General features: G+C 71.3%; 14 protein-coding genes. 7 read left to right on the plus strand and 7 right to left on the minus strand.

What is annotated here, in order from left to right; all coding sequences use genetic code 11:
• Positions 1-87 precede the first annotated feature (87 nt).
• From AB0G28_RS16380 to AB0G28_RS16395, 4 genes are all read left to right on the plus strand, one after another.
• Positions 88-1,320 (plus strand): formimidoylglutamate deiminase, encoded by a 1,233-nt coding sequence (locus AB0G28_RS16380; RefSeq protein WP_361088971.1) that lies wholly within the window; start codon positions 88-90, stop codon positions 1,318-1,320.
• Entirely contained in the window at positions 1,308-2,453 is a 1,146-nt protein-coding gene (gene hutI / locus AB0G28_RS16385; protein WP_361088973.1) for an imidazolonepropionase, read from the plus strand. Before AB0G28_RS16380 ends, hutI begins: the two co-directional genes overlap by 13 nt.
• Positions 2,454-2,586: 133 nt before the next feature.
• Positions 2,587-3,714 (plus strand): inorganic phosphate transporter, encoded by a 1,128-nt coding sequence (locus AB0G28_RS16390; protein ID WP_361088975.1) that lies wholly within the window; start codon positions 2,587-2,589, stop codon positions 3,712-3,714.
• An 8-nt stretch (positions 3,715-3,722) separates the two neighbouring features.
• Positions 3,723-3,944 (plus strand): hypothetical protein, encoded by a 222-nt coding sequence (locus tag AB0G28_RS16395; RefSeq protein WP_361088977.1) that lies wholly within the window; start codon positions 3,723-3,725, stop codon positions 3,942-3,944.
• On the opposite strand, the gene AB0G28_RS16400 is transcribed toward AB0G28_RS16395, so the two are convergent.
• A complete protein-coding gene (locus tag AB0G28_RS16400; protein WP_361088979.1) occupies positions 3,926-4,672 on the minus strand; it encodes a hypothetical protein in 747 nt (248 codons plus the stop codon). The genes AB0G28_RS16395 and AB0G28_RS16400 overlap by 19 nt on opposite strands.
• Positions 4,669-4,878, minus strand: coding sequence for a hypothetical protein (locus AB0G28_RS16405; protein WP_348953630.1), 210 nt, complete (start codon positions 4,876-4,878; stop codon positions 4,669-4,671). The genes AB0G28_RS16400 and AB0G28_RS16405 overlap by 4 nt, the downstream gene beginning before the upstream one ends.
• 41 nt (positions 4,879-4,919) lie before the next feature.
• On the opposite strand from AB0G28_RS16405, the gene AB0G28_RS16410 reads away from it, so the two are divergent.
• Genes AB0G28_RS16410 through AB0G28_RS16420 form a run of 3 tightly spaced genes read left to right on the plus strand, consistent with a single transcriptional unit; the run spans position 4,920 to position 7,890 of the window.
• On the plus strand, positions 4,920-5,627 hold the full coding sequence (locus AB0G28_RS16410; protein ID WP_361088981.1) for a dienelactone hydrolase family protein: 708 nt from the start codon (positions 4,920-4,922) through the stop codon (positions 5,625-5,627).
• A gap of 47 nt (positions 5,628-5,674) precedes the next feature.
• Positions 5,675-7,243 carry a histidine kinase gene (locus AB0G28_RS16415; protein ID WP_361088983.1) on the plus strand — a complete coding sequence of 523 codons (1,569 nt, stop codon included), beginning with the start codon at positions 5,675-5,677 and terminating at the stop codon, positions 7,241-7,243.
• Complete coding sequence (locus tag AB0G28_RS16420; protein WP_361088985.1) at positions 7,240-7,890, plus strand: response regulator transcription factor; 651 nt, start codon at positions 7,240-7,242, stop codon at positions 7,888-7,890. The genes AB0G28_RS16415 and AB0G28_RS16420 overlap by 4 nt, the downstream gene beginning before the upstream one ends.
• 257 nt (positions 7,891-8,147) lie before the next feature.
• Here the strand turns inward: AB0G28_RS16420 and AB0G28_RS16425 are convergent, their stop codons facing one another.
• The 5 genes from AB0G28_RS16425 to AB0G28_RS16445 form a co-directional block, all read right to left on the minus strand.
• On the minus strand, positions 8,148-8,930 hold the full coding sequence (locus AB0G28_RS16425) for an ABC transporter permease (RefSeq protein ID WP_361088987.1): 783 nt from the start codon (positions 8,928-8,930) through the stop codon (positions 8,148-8,150).
• Entirely contained in the window at positions 8,927-9,841 is a 915-nt protein-coding gene (locus AB0G28_RS16430) for an ATP-binding cassette domain-containing protein (protein ID WP_361088989.1), read from the minus strand. The genes AB0G28_RS16425 and AB0G28_RS16430 overlap by 4 nt, the downstream gene beginning before the upstream one ends.
• 99 nt (positions 9,842-9,940) lie before the next feature.
• Positions 9,941-11,422 (minus strand): radical SAM protein, encoded by a 1,482-nt coding sequence (locus AB0G28_RS16435; RefSeq protein WP_361088991.1) that lies wholly within the window; start codon positions 11,420-11,422, stop codon positions 9,941-9,943.
• Positions 11,423-11,469: 47 nt separating this feature from the next.
• Positions 11,470-14,322: an AAA family ATPase gene (locus tag AB0G28_RS16440; protein ID WP_361088993.1), complete on the minus strand. Its 2,853-nt coding sequence runs from the start codon at positions 14,320-14,322 to the stop codon at positions 11,470-11,472.
• Positions 14,322-16,175: a TIR domain-containing protein gene (locus AB0G28_RS16445; RefSeq protein WP_361088995.1), complete on the minus strand. Its 1,854-nt coding sequence runs from the start codon at positions 16,173-16,175 to the stop codon at positions 14,322-14,324. The genes AB0G28_RS16440 and AB0G28_RS16445 overlap by 1 nt, the downstream gene beginning before the upstream one ends.
• Positions 16,176-16,290: the final 115 nt, after the last annotated feature.

Consider the following 16,290-nt stretch of genomic DNA (forward strand, 5'->3'; position numbering starts at 1 on the left):
GGGCGCCCCCCGTTTCCAGCCTATCGCCCGGCACCGACAGTTTTCTGGTGCGAACAGGCCTGGCTGCCGGGCGGAATCGCGTCCGGCGTGCGGATCGACGTCGCCGACGGCCGGATCACGTCGGTGACGCCGGATTCGCCGCGAACGGGCACGATCCTCGGCGGCCTGACCCTGCCGGGCTTCGCGAACGGGCACTCGCACGCCTTCCACCGGGCGCTGCGGGGCCGGACGCACCACGAGCGCGGCACGTTCTGGACGTGGCGCGAGCGGATGTACGCGCTGGCGTCCCGGCTCGACCCCGAGACGTATTACCGGCTGGCCCGCGGGGTCTACGCCGAGATGGTGCTCGGCGGGTACACGAGCGTCGGCGAGTTCCACTACCTGCACCACGCGCCCGGCGGGAAGCCGTACGCCGACCCGAACGCGATGGGGGCGGCCCTGCGGCAGGCGGCGGCCGACGCCGGGATCCGGCTGACGCTCCTGGACACGTGCTACCTGGCGGGCGGGATCGGCGTCGAGCCCGACGAAGTCCAGCGGCGGTTCTCGGACGGCTCGGCTTCGGCGTGGGCGCAACGGGTGGCCGCGCTGAAGGAAGACGAGCTGTTCCGGGTCGGCGCGGCGATCCATTCGGTGCGGGCCGTGCCGGCGGATCAGCTGTCGCTTGTGGACAGTGCGCAGATCGTCCACATTCACCTGTCGGAGCAACGGGCCGAGAACGAGCAGTGCCAGGCCGCCTACGGCCGCACCCCCACCGAGCTGCTGGACGACCGCGGGGTGCTGACCGAGCGCCTGGTCGCCGTGCACGCCACGCACCTGACGACGTCGGACATCGAACGGCTGAGTGGCGCGCGGGCGTGCTTCTGCCCGACCACGGAACGTGACCTCGGCGACGGCATCGGCCCGGCCCGCGCCCTGCGGGACGCCGGGACGCGGCTGAGTGTCGGCAGCGACAGCAACGCCGTCGTCGACGCCTTCGAGGAGACCCGCGCGCTGGAGCTGGACGACCGGCTGGCCAGTGAGGAACGCGGCCGGTTCAGCGCCGGGGAGCTCCTGGAAGCGGGCACGGACCACGCGGCGATCGGGTGGGACGAGGTCGGCGCGCTCGCCGAGGGGGCGGGCGCGGACTTCGTCACCGTGGCCCTGGACTCGCTGCGGACCGCGGGGATCGAGCCGTCCGGGGTCGTGTTCGCGGCGTCCGCGGCCGACGTCCGGCACGTCGTCGTCGCCGGCCGCGAGGTGGTGCGGGAAGGTGTGCATCAGCTGATCGAACGACCGGAAACCGTCCTGGCGAAGGAGATCGAGGCACTGTGGCAGTCCTGATCGCGGGCATCGGGGAACTCACCACCAACGACCCCGGCTTGGGCCGGCTGACCGGCGCGGCCCTGATCGTCGAGGGGGAAAAGGTCGCCTGGGTGGGCCCGGCGAGCCAAGCGCCGGCCGCCGACGAGCGCGTCGACGTCGGCGGCCGCGCGGTGCTGCCGGGCTGGGTCGACAGCCACACGCACCTCGTCTTCGCCGGTGACCGCACCGCCGAGTTCGAGGCGCGGATGGCGGGAAAGCCTTACACGGCAGGCGGTATCGCGATCACCGTCGGCGCGACGCGGGAGGCGTCCGACGAGCAGCTGGCGGCGAACCTGCGTCGCCACGTCGGCGAAGCGGCGCGGCAAGGGACGACCTGCCTGGAGACGAAGACGGGCTACGGGCTGACCGTCGCGGACGAAGCCCGGAGCGCCCGGATCGCCGGGGAGGTGGCTGACGAGGTCACGTTCCTCGGCGCCCACCTGGTGCCGCCGGGTGCCGACGCGGAGTCCTATGTGGACTTGGTGTGCGGGGAGATGCTCGACGCCGTAGCGGGAAGCGTCCGCTGGGCGGACGTGTTCTGCGAGACCGGCGCGTTCGACGAGGCCCAGTCGGCACGGGTCCTGAAGGCCGCCGCCGAGCGCGGACTCGGCCTGCGCGTCCACGGCAACCAGCTCGGCGAAGGCCCCGGCGTCCGGCTGGCGGTGGAACTCGGCGCGGCGAGCGTCGACCACTGCACGCACCTGTCGGACGCGGACGTCGAAGCCCTCTCGGCGTCGGACACCGTGGCGACGCTGCTGCCCGCGTGCGACCTGTCGACCCGCCAGCCCCTGGCCCCGGCACGGCGGCTGCTCGACGCGGGCGCGACCGTCGCGCTGGCCAGCAACGCCAACCCGGGCAGCTCGTACACGACGTCGATGGCGTTCTGCGTGGCGACGGCGGTGCTGCAGATGCGGATGACGATCGAGGAGGCCGTCTGGGCCGCGACGGCGGGCGGCGCGAAGGCGTTGCGCCGCGACGACGTCGGCGTGCTGCGGCCCGGTGCGCGGGCGGACGTCCACGTCCTCGACGCGCCTTCGGTGACGCACCTGGCGTACCGGCCCGGGGTGCCGCTGACGAACATGGTGTGGCGCGCCGGGGAGCGCGTGCGCTGACGTCGCGTGCCGTTCGCCCGGTTTTCGCACCCCGGTTCATCGAGAGTTCAGGAAGCCGTCACGCCTCAGGGATCGGTCTGGCCGAAGTCGATCAGTAGCGTTGCCAACCAACAGCTACGGAAGAGAGCGGCCCATGGACTTCTCGCTGATCGTGCTGGTGGTGATCGTCGCCGCGCTGGCCTTCGACTTCACCAACGGCTTCCACGACACCGCCAACGCGATGGCCACCTCCATCGCCACCGGGGCGCTCAAGCCGCGAGTCGCCGTCGCTGTGTCCGCCTTGCTGAACCTCGCCGGCGCGTTCCTCTCGGTCGAGGTCGCGAAGACGATCTCCGGCGGGATCGTCGACGACACCAAGGTGACGCCGGTGATCATCTTCGCCGGGCTCGTCGGTGCCATCGTGTGGAACCTCGTGACCTGGCTGATCGGGTTGCCGTCGAGCTCGTCGCACGCGCTGTTCGGCGGGCTGATCGGAGCCACCTGGATCGCTTCGGGCTCGGACGCCGTCCACTTCGGGAAGGTCGTCGAGAAGGTCCTCATCCCGGCTCTCGCCTCGCCGATCGTCGCCGGGATCGTCGCGACGCTGGGCACCTTCCTCGTCTACCGGATCACCGCCCGGGCGAAGCAGGACACGGTGGGCCGGACCTTCAAGGCCGGCCAGATCGCCTCCGCGTCGCTGGTGTCGCTCGCGCACGGCACGAACGACGCGCAGAAGACCATGGGCGTCATCACGCTGACGCTGATCGCGTCCGGCTCGCTCGCGCCGAACTCGGGCCCGCCGCTCTGGGTGATCCTGACCGCGGGCACCGCGATCGCGCTCGGCACCTACCTCGGCGGCTGGCGGATCATCCAGACCATGGGCAAGAAGCTCACGGAAATCCGGACGCCGCAGGGTTTCGCGGCCGAAACCAGCGCCGCGGCGGTCATCCTGACGTCGGCGCACCTCGGCTTCGCGCTGTCGACCACGCATGTCTGCTCGGGCGGCATCATCGGCTCCGGCCTGGGCCGCAAGCTCGCCGAGGTCCGCTGGGGCGTCGCGGGCAAGATGGTGCTCGCCTGGGCGCTGACGCTGCCCGCCGCCGCCATCGTCGGCGCGGTCGCCGCCGAGGTCTCGACGCTCGGGACCTGGGGCACCGTGCTGGTCGGCCTGGCCGGGGTCGTCGTCGCGCTCGGCATCTACCTCGCCTCGAAGCGGAACCCGGTCGACGCCGATTCCGTCAACGCGTCCGAATCCGCCGTGCCGCAGCCGGTCAACGCCTGAGGAGCGCCGTGCACATCAATTGGGGTTCCCTCGGGATCGTCTTCGTCGTCGCCCTGGCTTCGGTCGTCGTGCTGGCGAGCCTGTTCTCCTTCGGGGTGGTCGGGCTCTCCCAGCGCGAATCGGCCCGCGAGTCCGGTGCCTCCGGCACGGGACCGCTGGCCGGCGCGGTCGTCTGCTTCGCCGCCTGCGCGGCGATCGTGGGCTACGGGATCTACCTGATCGTCGCCTGAACGCGTTCCCGGAAGCCGCCGGGCAGGCCGGCGAGCATCGGTTTCAGCGTGGCGCGCCGCGCCTCGCCGAGGTGGGTCAGCAGGTCGAGCGCCGGCGTCCAGAGGTCTTCGTCGGCGCTCGCGGCGGTGACCAGCCGGCCGAGCCGGTGGGCCGGGAGCAGGCCGACGACGTGGTCGATGCGGTGCTTGTCGTCGAGCACGAACGCGATCCGCAGCAGCGACGGGTCGTCGATCTGTGCGAGGGCCTGCCGGACGGTCGGGTCCGGCAGGTGCCCGACGAACCGGCCGAGCGTGATCCAGTCCTCCTGGCGAGTCAGCTCGGCCGCCACCGCGAGCACGGTGTCCAGCGGGATGCGGGTGATGATCGCGCTCGCGCGCCGCGGGTCGAGCTCCGCGGCGACGTCGGCGAGGAACCGCGGGTGGAGCCGCTTGGCGACGTCGACCCCGCGCGAGACGTCGACCAGCCCGGCGATCCGCGCGCACAGCAGCGGGCCGAACACCTTCTCGGCGATCTTGGCGAGCACCCCGACGGGCACCACCCGCGCGGCCAGCGCCATCCGCTGCAGCGCGGCGGCGTTCGCGTCGAACAGCGTGTCGGTGACCTGCTCGCGGAAGGCCTGGAGGTCGTCGGCGTCGACGCGGGCGAGGTAGCCCAGCCGCTCCGGCTCGACGTCGAGGACGCGGGCCAGCTTGAGGATCTCCGCCTCGGCCGCGTAGTTCTCCGTCACAGGCCCACTGCCTTCCGGACCGCGCCGCGCAGCAGTGCGGGGACGTACTTGAGCCCTTCCTCGCCCGCTTCGGCGAGCGCTTTCGCCTGCCGCCTGCGTGCGTCGCGCAGGGCGTCCGCGAGGTCCTGCCGCTCGTGCTCTTCGAGGGCCTCGATGCCTTCGGGGAGGTAGCCGCCCAACTGATCGGCGAGTGTGCGCTCGGCCATGGTGGATCATCATGCAACACCGGGGCCGCTACCGTGCGGATATGAGCATCGAGACGTCCACCGTCCGTGTCGGCGAACTCTCCGCTTACCTGGCCCGCCCGTCCGGCGGGTCGGTGTCCGGGATGCTGCTGCTGCCCATGATCACCGGGATCGGCACGCAGGTCCGGGCCTGGGCCGACGAGCTGGCCGGACGGGGGATCACCGCGCTGGCCTGGGACGTCTTCCACGGCGCCAGCACCGACAACACCTCCCGCGAAGACCTCGGCGCGAAGCTCGGCGACCTGCGCGACGAGACCGCGCTCGCCGAGCAGACGGCGTTGCTCGACCACCTGCTCGGCGACCTCGGCTGCGCTTCGGCAGGGGTCATGGGGTGGTGCCTCGGCGGCCGGTTCGCCCTCCTGCTCGCCGCGCGGGACCAGCGGCTTTCCGGCGTCGTCGCCTACCACCCGACCGTCCGGGACCCGGCACCGCCGAACCACGAACTGAACGCCGTCGATTTGTCGACACAGATCACCGCACCGGTGCTCGTCGCCTACCCGGAGGCCGACGTCGTCGTCTCGCACGAGACGTTCGGGCGCCTGCAGACGGCACTGCAGTCGCGGCCGCGGGGTGCGACGTTCACCCAGCACTTCCCCGGCGCCGAGCACGGCTTCAGCGACTCCTCGCGGCACGGCGCGGAGGTCAACGCCGGCGCGTTCGCGCTGTCCTGGCCGCAGACCTTGGCGTTCCTGGACACGCTGAAGGGTTGACTTTCGGCAGTGGTCGCCCGCCGGCACGGCTTGTAGCTTCTCCAACTGTGCGAGAGGTGACGAAGCGCAGGTGGCGGGTGGTGCTGGACGTCGCTCTCGGGCTGTTCCTGGCGTTCGTCGTCGCCGCGGGCACGCTGGAGACGCGGTTCTACGGGGAGCTGGTCGTCGGTCTCGTGGTCGTGGCCGGGGCGGTCGCGACGGCCCGGCGGTACCCCGCCGTCTCGCTCGGTATCGCGCTGGCCGGTGCGCTCGCCGTGCCGTTCTCCTACGGCGATCACTTGCCCGTGTGGGTGATCTTCGTGCTGGTCGCGATGAGCTACCAGGCCGGGCTGCGGATGCCGCGCGCCCGTCCCGGGATCCTGCTCGGGACGGTCTTCGTGGTGCTGGCGCTCCCGATCGCGCTCGTCTTCGGCTCCGACGGCCTGGGCGACTGGGCGGAGATGGTGGCGATCCTCGTCTTCGCCGGGCTGTCGCCGTGGCTGCTCGGCCGGTACGTCCGCGTGCGCGGCGAGCTCGCGCGAACCGGCTGGCGCCGGGCCGAGGAGATGGAGAGCAGGCAGCGGCTCGTCGCCGAACAGGCCCGGCTGCGCGAGCGGGCGCGGATCGCCAGCGACATGCACGACTCGCTGGGGCACGAGCTGAGCCTGATCGCCGTCCGCGCCGCCGCCCTGGAGGTCGCGGGTGGCCTCGACGACGTCCAGCGCGACGCCGCCGCGCAGCTGCGGACCAGTGCCGCGGCCGCCACCGAGCGGCTGCGCGAGATCATCGGCGTGCTGCGCGAGGACGCCGCGCCGGTGGAACCGGTGCAGGGCGACCTCGGCGAGCTGATCGCCCGCGCGCGGGCCTCCGGGCTGCTCATCGGGTCCACAGTGGACTCCGACGCGGCGCCGCCGATGGTGGCTCGTGCCGCCTACCGCGTGGTGCAGGAAGCCTTGACGAACGTGGCGAAGCACGCGCCGGGAGCGGCCGTGACGGTCCGGGTGAGCAGTACCGGCGCGCGGACCGACGTCAGCGTGGTCAACGCGCCACCGCCCGCCGGGCCGCTGCCCGGGGCCGCGTCCGGGCACGTCGGGCTGATCGGCCTGCGTGAGCGCGTCCGGCTCGCCGGCGGGACGCTGCGGGCCGGGCCCGAGGCCGGCGGGTTCGCCGTCACCGCGACGCTGCCGCACGGTGCCGCGCCGGTCCAGCCGGCCGCTGTTTCCGACGACGACGTCGAGCCGTCGGCCTCGGCCCGGGCCCTCGAGCTGGCGCGGCGCGACGTGCGGCGCAGCCTGATCCAGGCCGTCGCCGTCCCGCTGGCGTTGTTCGCGGTGGTCCTCGCCGTCGCCGGGATCGCGTTCCTCTACCAGTGGAACTCTTCGGAGCTGCCCGGGCCGGTCTACGACGGGCTGTGGATCGGGCAGCCGCGGGCCGAGGTGGCGCCGCAGCTGCCCGAGCGCCAGCGCATCGCGCGCCCGGTGCGGGGCGAGCCGCCGCGGCCGCCGGTGCCCGGGGTCGCGTGCGAGTACTACGGCACCGGGCGGTCGTGGCTCGACAGCGACTATGCCGCGTACCGGCTCTGCTTCGCCGATGGCAAGCTGGTCGCCAAGGACAGGTTCGCCGAGGGGGCACCGTGATCAGGGTCGTGCTGGCCGACGACGAAGCGATGATGCGGGCGGGGGTGGCGGCGATCCTCGCGGCGGATCCGGGGATCGAGGTCGTCGCCGAGGCCGCCGACGGCCGTTCGGCCGTCTCGCAGGTGCTGGCCACGCATCCGGACGTGGTGCTGCTGGACATCCGGATGCCGGGGCTGGACGGTTTGGGCGCGGCGGCGGAGATCCGGCGGCTGCTGCCGGCCACCGGCGTGATCATGCTGACGACGTTCGGCGAGGACGACTACATCGAGCGTGCCCTGGGGCTGGGTGCGGGTGGGTTCCTGCTGAAGTCGGGGGATCCGCGTGAGCTGCTGGCGGGTATCCACGCGGTCGCCGACGGGGCCGCGTTCCTCTCGCCGAAGGTGGCGCAGCGGGTGATCGCCCGGCTGTCCGGGGGACAGCTGGCGCGTGCCGCGGCGGCCCGGGAGCGGATTGCCGCGTTGACGCCGCGGGAGCGGGAAGTGCTGGCGCTGCTGGGTTCTGGACTGTCCAATGCGGATATTGCGGCGAGGATGTTCGTCGTGGAGGGGACGGTCAAGGCGCACGTGAGCACGATCCTGACCCGGCTCGGGGTGAAGAACCGGGTTCAGGCGGCGATCACTGCCTACGAGGCGGGGTTGACCGGTTGAGACGCAGTTCAGTGGCCCACCACCCCGAAGCCGGATTGTGACTACGGACGGCAGTACCGGGGTTGCGGGAGGGGGCTGGGTGGGGTGCAGTTGGGCCGGGCTTGCTCGATGTCCTGAACGACTCGTTCCTGTCGTCGGACGTCCTGAACGAGTCGTTCAGGACATCGCAGCGGCCATCACACATGGCGAGCGGACCTGCGTGTCCGGAGTCCGGGTGCGACTTTGCCGGAGCCCCCTGCCTGGGAGTGGCGGGGGCGTCAGGCGTCGCGGCGGCGCAACACCGCCGCACCTGCCAGCAGGGCCGCCAACGCCCAGGCCGCGCAGATCACCAGCCCCACCCAGGGCGCGTAAGGCGCCACTGTCATCGTGATCGGATTCGGCCGGCCGGCCTCGACCATCGCGTTGACGCCCGCGATCCCCGGGAAATACGGCATCGCCTCGGGCCACCCCAGCGATGCCACGATCAGCGGCAGCGGTACCAGCAGCACGATCACCGACACCAGCGTTCCCGCCGCGCTGCGCAACGCCCAGCCGATTCCCGTGCACAGCAGGCCCAGCAGCGCGAAGTAGCCGCCCATGCCGGACGCCGTCGTGAAGCCCGCGTCCAGAGACGTCGGCAGGCCGTGGCCGTCCTTCACCGCTGCTGCCAGTGCCATTCCGGCACACGCGAGCAACACGCCGTACGCGAACAGCACCGGCAGCAGCACCGCCGCCTTCGCCGCGACGACCCTTGACCGCACCGGTGTCCACAGCAGCGTCGACCGGATGCCGCCGCTCGCGTACTCGCTTGTCACGAACAGCGTTGCCAGTGCGATCACCGCGAACTGGGCCAGGTAGAAGCCGCCGCCCAGGGCGATCGTGTGGGCGCCCAGCCGCTCGCCGTCGTAGCGCTGCGCGATGCCCGACAGCGTGCTGTAGCCCAGCATCAACGCCGTCCCCGTGACCACGCACCACCACGTTGCCCGGACCGACCAGAACTTCGTCCACTCCGCGGCCACCGCTCCGGACAGGCCGCCCCGCGTTTCCACCGATGCGGTCATGCCGAAACCCCGTATTCCACCGAAGAAGCCGTCAGTTCCATGTACGCCTGCTCGAGCGACGCCGTCCGCTCGGTGAGGCCGTGCACGCGGATGCCCAGTTCGTGCACCAGGTCGCCGACGCGGGTGACTTCGAGGCCGTCCACCAGCAGCTCGCCCGGCTCACCCGGGTGCGTCAGTCCGCCCTCCGCGCGCAACCGCGTGTCCAATGCGGAACGTTCGCCGTCGGCCGGGACCCGCACCGAGACCGTCGTGCGGGAATTGCCCGCGATGAACTCCGCCACCGGTGCGTCGGCCAGCAGCCTGCCCTTGCCGATGACGATCAGGTGGTCCGCCGTCAGCTGCATCTCGCTCATCAGGTGGCTCGAGACGAACACCGTGCGTCCCTCGGCCGCCAGGGAGCGCATCAGCTGCCGCACCCAGCGGACGCCGTCCGGGTCGAGGCCGTTGACCGGCTCGTCGAACAGCAGCACCCCCGGGTCGCCCAACAGCGCGCCCGCGATGCCCAGCCGCTGCCCCATGCCGAGCGAAAACTGGCCGGCCCGCTTGCCCGCGACGTCGGAGAGCCCGACGGTCGCGAGCACCTCCTCGACGCGGCTCGTCGCGATCCCGTTGCTGCGTGCCATGGCCAGCAGGTGCTTCCCGGCACTGCGGCCGGGGTGCAGGGCCTTCGCGTCGAGCAGCGCGCCGACCTCGCGCAGCGGGTGCCGCAGCTCGCCGTAGCGCCGGCCGCCGACCAGGGCCTCGCCGTCCTGCGGGTGGTCGAGCCCGACCGTCATCCGCATGGTCGTCGACTTCCCGGCGCCGTTGGGCCCGAGAAACCCGGTCACCTGGCCCGGTGTGACGTCGCACGTGAGCGCGTCGACGACGGTCTTCGCCCCGTAGCGCTTCGTGAGTCTTCGAAGCGTGATCATTGTTCCTCCCGGTTTCGCCTGTCTCCGGGAGTCTGCGGTTTCCGGGGCACCGGGGGCATCGGACGACGGTCGCGGGCCGCCCCCGACTTTCGGCAGGGGTCAGGTCACCGCGTACCGCAGCAGCCGCAACCCCTCCAGCCGCACGGCTTGGGGGTAGATGGTCCGGTAGATGGCGCAGTTCGGCGAACGGACGTCGAACCGGCCGGTGGCGCGGAAGGTCGCCGCCGCGCAGCCGCCGGAACACCAGTGGCGCCACGTGCAGTCGCGGCAGCCCTGCTTGTCCTCGACGAGCAGGTTCCGGATCCCGCGCGAGTCGTCGCGGACGGCCAGCACCGGGTCCACCGTGCGGACGTCGCCGAGCGTGTCGCCGATCTCCATGTGGCACTTGGCGATCCCGCCGCGCTGGTCGATCACGACGTAGTCGTCGCCGACGCCGCAGGCGCGACGGCGGGGCGCGAGCAGCTGGCCCCGGTCCAGCACGCACCCCAGGACGCTCCACCGGGGCAGGTTCTCTTCGATCTCCGCGAAGGCCGCTTCGAGGCCCTCGAGCATCGCCTTCTCTTCGTACTGGAGGTCGGCCACGGCCGCCGAGCAGTCGTTGTCCCGGAAGAAGTTGAAGCTGAAGGTCAGGTCCCGTTCGAGGGCGAACCGGACGACCGGGCCGACCGCGTCCACGTTGCGGCTCGTGATGGTGATCGAGATGTGCGGCCGGACGCCGGCCTCGAGCAACCGGCCGACGGTGCGGAGCACGAGGTGCGACGACCCCCGCCCGCCGACCGTGGGCCGCTGGGCGTCGTGGGCCTCGCCGATGCCGTCGAGCGAGATCATCACGCCGATCCCGTGCTCGGTCAGCGCCGCCGCCAGCCGCCTGCCGATCGCGACGCCGTTGCTCAGCAGGACCGCGCTCAGCGTCAGGCCGGCCGCGTCACACTGCTCCTGCGCGTACTGGTGCAGATCCAGCAGGACGTCGGCGTTGAGGCTCGCTTCGCCGCCGGCGTATTTGAGGCGCAGCGCGGAGAAACCGTTCCGGACCGCCGAGCGGACCAGCGCGTCGACGGAATCCCGGCCGGTGTCCCGGCTCATGGCGTCGTCGGACTTGCTGACGTAGCAGTACGGGCACTTCAGGTTGCACTTGTTCGTGACGTGCAGCCAGGCCGTCAGCTGCCGGCTTTCGGCGAACCGGGGATCCGGGGGCGCGCCCGCCGGGTGCAGCAGGTCGTGCCCGAAAAGGTGACGCACCGCCGCGGCCGCCGATTCGTCGCCGAATCCCGCCGCCGCGATCCGGTCGATCTCCAGGGGCGTGGCGAAAAGGTCGAGAAGGGCGCGGCCCCGCCGGTTGACGATCAGCACCCCGCCGTTCCCGTCCGGATTGAACAACGCGGTGTGCTCGTCGTCCACCGGGCATTCCACGATCTCCCGCGCGCGCACGAGCGGGCCGCCGGGCGGCTCGGCGGCCGTCCGCACGGCACTTCCGCCGCTCGGCGGGCAGGCGCAGTCCTCGCAGCTGTGGACGAGCAGCTCGTGCGCTCCCGGAATGTCCGAACCGGACAGTGCCACAGCGCGCTGGTCGCTGGAATGCATCGCAGAACCCTCTCACTGGCCGGACGCCCCGGAACACGCGGGTGGTCTTAGTACAGTTGCTCCAGCCTCGCCAGCAAGGAGGTCGAGCGGCTCTTGGTCGACCAGTCCTCCCGCAGCCTCGCGTACCACCGGGCTTGCGTTTCGGTGTTCAGCAGCGAGAAGAGCTGGTGGAATCTTTCGAACTCGCTCGCGATGGCGGCGGCGCCGTGCGAGCCGACCCGGCGATCCGCGAGGATGCGGAAGCCCACGGAATAGTGCGTCAAAGCGTCGTCCAATGTCTCCGACGCGGTGCCGTCGAGATTGTCGTGCAGGATCAGGTGGCCCTGGAGCAGGTCCCAGCGGGCCTCGAGATCGGTGTAGTCGTATTCTTCGATCGCGCGCTCGATGTCGGCCACCCGCGACCTGATGAGGGCACGGTAGCGCGGTTCCCGGGTGCGGGTCCAGACTTCGTAGACGAGCTCCATGTACTCGATCAGGCTGGCCGAAACGAACCACCCGTCGGCGACCCTCGTGGCCTCGGCGACCGACTTGTCGAGGTAGTCGAGGCCCAGGTCGGGGTCTTCGTCGCCGAAGATCCGCCCGGCGCGGTTGAGCGCGGACGGGTACCACCTGATCGCGTAGTCGCGGCAGATCTCCAGGGAGCGCAGGATGATCTGCTTGGCCTGCGTGACCGGATCGGACAGCAGCTCGTACCCGGACTGGTGCGCCTGGAAGAGGCAGATCGCCTGCTCCTGCAGGATCATCCCGATCCACGGCCAGTTACGCAGAGTCGAGAAGCACGTCTCCGCCTGGGCATAGGATTGCCACGCCAGGGTGAACTTGCGTTCGTAGCGGTAGATCTCGCCCGAGACGCTGTAGGAAACGGCGAGCTGGTGGTCCGAACCCAGCCGCCGCCGCACGGCGATCGCGCTCTCGATCAGGTTGCGGGCGTCGTCGTACTGACCGTGCAGCGCGCGCAGGTACGCCCAGTTGGCCTGGATGGAGGCCAGTTCTTCACGGTCGGCGCGCGGACGGCCGGGGCCGACGACGGCGGCGATGACCTCGTAGGCCGCCTGGTAGTACTCGTCGGCCTGCTGCCACCGGCCGAGGTTCCTGGTGTAGTACCCGAGTTCCTTGTACGCCTGGGCCCGCCGGTGCTCCCGTTCCGGTGACGGCAGGTCGCCGGCGTACTCCAGCGCCAGGTCGAAGTGGTGCTTGGCCAGCTCGACCTCGCCCGGGATGCCCATCCAGGCGTTGCCCCGCTCGTTCGCCAGCCGGTACCGCAGGTCCGGGTCGGCCTGCTCCTCCGGCAGCCGGTCGAGCAGCGACAACGCGGCCCTGGGCTGGGCGTTGTTGGTGAGGAACTGCGCGATCCTGATCCCGATGTCGAGGTACCGCAGCGGCGTCGTGGCCAGCCATGAGCGGAACCGCTCGATGACGACCCCGACGGCGTCCTCCAGCAACGCCGTTTCCGAAGCCGGCGGCAGGAACCGCTCGAGCTCGTGGCACGCCAGCTCCTGGAAGTGCAGGTCGTGCTGGGCGGCGGCGGTGCTGAACGTCTCGAGGAACAGCTCGGTGCCGCCTTCGAAGTCGCTCAGCAGCCGGTAGTACAGCGCGGCGGTGCGGAGCTGATCGAACTCGCGTTTCCGGATGTCCAGCTCCGCGACCCGGCGGAACACGGCGTTGTCGGGGTCCTCGCCGGTGTCGAAGACGGTGGAAAGCTCGCTCACCACGGCCTCGTACTCGGCGCCGCCCAGGCTTTCGTAGGCGTCGAACGCCTTCCGCCACATCTGGTGGCGCCACGTCTCGTCCAGGTCGTGCAGCGGGATCAGCCGCAGGCACAGCTCTTCGGCGAGCGCGTCGTGCAGGGTGACGTACCGGGCGTTGGCCCGGCGGCGGATCCAGGGACGGCGGCACAGTTCCGTCCACGCCTGGTCCCAGTCCTCGACGCCTTCGGGCAACTCCTGGTCGTCCATCAGGCGGCCCCACACCCGCTGGTCGATGCTGTGGCGGACGACCGCGAGGCGTTTGATCGCCTCCGACCAGAAGTTCGCGCTGCGGTAGGGGGTGACCAGGCGGCGCCGGAAGTTCTCGCGCAGCGGCCCGTCGCACGGCCCCTCGTCGGCCATTTCCGGCGGCGGATCGCGTCGCTGCAGGTAGTCGACGGCGAGCGCGAGCCAGAGCGGGTGCCCCGCGGTCAGCTCGGCCAGCCGTTCCTTCTGCTCGCCGGTGAGCGAGTCGCCGAGCACGCTCGCGTCGAGGAAGCCGACGGCGTCGTCGTGGCCGAAGCCGTGCAGCTCCATCTCCGTCACCGGGAGCGGGTTGCGGGGGTCGTCGAGGTGCTCGCGGATGGGGTCGCGCCCGTTCCAGCCGGTCGCCGGCCGTCCCGACAGGACGAACAGGGTGGCCGGGAGCCGGCGCATCCACTGGGTGAGGGTGATCAGCAGGTAGGTGCTGCGGATCGTCTCGACGGTGTCGAGGGTGACCACCACGGTCGCGCCGGTCTTCTCGACGAAGTCCGTGTAGCACTCGACGAACAGCTCGCGCATGCGCCGGTGGTGGCTGGCGATGGTGTCCCGGCCGATCCGGCGGGCCGAGTACTGCGGCAGCTGGGACAGGTAGGTCAAGAAGGGGCCGAAGAAGTCCGAGCCGGGGTCCAGCTCTTCGGCGACCACCCGCTGCAGGTTCTCCAGCAGCCAGAACTCGGAGTCGTCGATGTCGATCGGCGTGATCCAGTGCGTGTGCCGGTCCGGGCCCCCGCGTCCGGCCAGCGCGCGGACCATCTTCGTCTTCCCCACCCCGCCGACGCCGTAGATCAGCAGGACGCCGCTGCGGCGGGTGGACCGTATGCGGGCCACCTCGGCCAGGAGCTCGGCTTCCTCCCGGCGCGGCACGTAGTCGGTGACGGGCATCGGCTGCATCAGCCACCTCCGGAGATGGTCTCGCCGAGCGTGTGGACGACGTCGTCGAACAGGCCTTCCTCGGAGCGCAGGAGTGCGGCGAACTCGCCGTCGGCGCCGAGCTTCTGGGTGACGTACCGGCTGAACTCGGCCGGGCCGAACCGTTCCGGCCTGCCGAACGCGGCCGACAGTTCGACCGTCGCGGCCAGCAGCTTCGGCCGCAGGTCCCGGTGCTCTTCCAGGCGGAGCTTCGTGGCTTCGTGCCACAGGCATTCGATCAGCACCACGCCCTGCTCGACGCCGGCGGGCGTCACCGCCCACTTCTCGTAGAACTCACGGGCCGACACGTGCACGCGGCGCCGCGCCGGGGTGTCCGGGTGGTAGTACCGGTACAGCAGCCGCCGGATGGGCGGGTTGAGGACCTGCCACAGCTCTTCCGACGGGCTCGCCAGCAGCGCGGTCCGGCTCATCGCCTCCCACAGCCCGGTCTCGTCCCAGCCGGCGGCGTGCAGCGCGTCCGCGAGTTCGACGTCGTGCTCGATGTGGTGGCGCAGGTGCGACTGCGTGAAGATGCGGTAGGGGACGATCGCCCGCAACGTCAGTTCGAGCGCCTTCTTGCGGGCGGAGAGCTGTTCCCCGCCGAACGGGAGGAGGCTGTCGGCGGCCAGCAGGTCTTCGCTGATGTACGGGCGGGCGACGGTGTCGAAGACGGCCGGGTTACCGGTTTCGCAGTCGGTGAGCCGCGTGAACGCCGTCTCCTCCGCCCACCGCAGGCCCTTGACCAGCAGGGCGGGCAGGCCCTCGCTCAGCTGGTGGAGCCCTTCGGCCCAGCGGTTCAGCCGGTCGGAGCCGAAGGTCCGCTTGAACTCGTGCAGGGCCTGCCGGACGACGCTGACGGTGAACTCGGTCAGCGGGAGCACCTGGAACAGCACCGACGAGCCGCCCGAACTGCGGAAGCCCTGCCATTCGTCCTGCCGCCGCGTCCCGACCACCACGCTCATCCGGGTCTGCTCGTTGCCGCTGTCGCCGACGAGCTTGTAGATCTCGGTCAGCTCCCGGCGCAGCCGGTGCGCGGCCGGCTGTTCCAGAAGTTCGGCGCTGTCGAGCAGGAAGAGCTGCCGGCACGAGCGGTTGCTCACGACCGCCGCGGCCCGGTAACGGTCTTCTTCGGTGAAGGCGCCGTCGGGTTCGGCGACGTCCAGGAGCTGGCACAGCACCTTGGCCCAGTCGGCGCGGTGGTCGCTGGTGAGGTTGCGCAGGTCGATCAGCCGGGCGCGCCAGTCGCCTTCCTTGAGCTCCCAGAGCAGCCGGTGCAGGAACCACGACTTCCCCATCCGCGGCGGGGAGACGACCAGCCAGAAGTCGTCCGTGCCGGTCGTGCCGAGGGTGGTGCGGATGCGCGTGAGCTCGTCGGTGCGGTTGCGGAAGACGTTCGGCGGTGTCCCGTTGGTCCCGCCTTCGGCCGGTGCCGGCCGTTCCCGTTCCAGCACGGCCAGCGCGCGGGCCAGCTTCTGCTCGTCGACCGGTTCCTTCAGGTCGACCCAGGCGTAGGTGCGCAGGAGCCCGGTCCCGTCGAACTTCGTCGGGGCGACCTCGAACACGTAGACGAACTGCCGTTTCAGCTGGGTTTCGCGGTGGAAGGCGATTTCGCGTTCCCGCCCGCACCACGTCGAGCCGAGGGCGACCGGGGAAATCAGCGCCACGAAGACGTCGGCCTTTTCGATTTCGGCCTGGATCCGTTCGATGAACCGCTCGGCCCGGTGTTCGGGATCCTCCCAGCGGAAGACTTCGGCGCCCGAGGCGCGGAGCCGTTCGGCGACCCGGCGGGCCACGCCGGCGTCCTCTTCGGCGTAGCTGAGGAAAACCCGGGTCACCGGCCCACCCCGCGCCCGCCCGACTTCGCCGTCGCCACCGTACCTCCCTCTGCCCGGGTGCCCCCGGCCCCGTGCCGCCCATCGAAGTCGCGCGGGGGGTGCTCCACGTTACCGA

Source organism: Amycolatopsis sp. NPDC021455, from assembly GCF_040640995.1.
Classification (GTDB): domain Bacteria; phylum Actinomycetota; class Actinomycetes; order Mycobacteriales; family Pseudonocardiaceae; genus Amycolatopsis.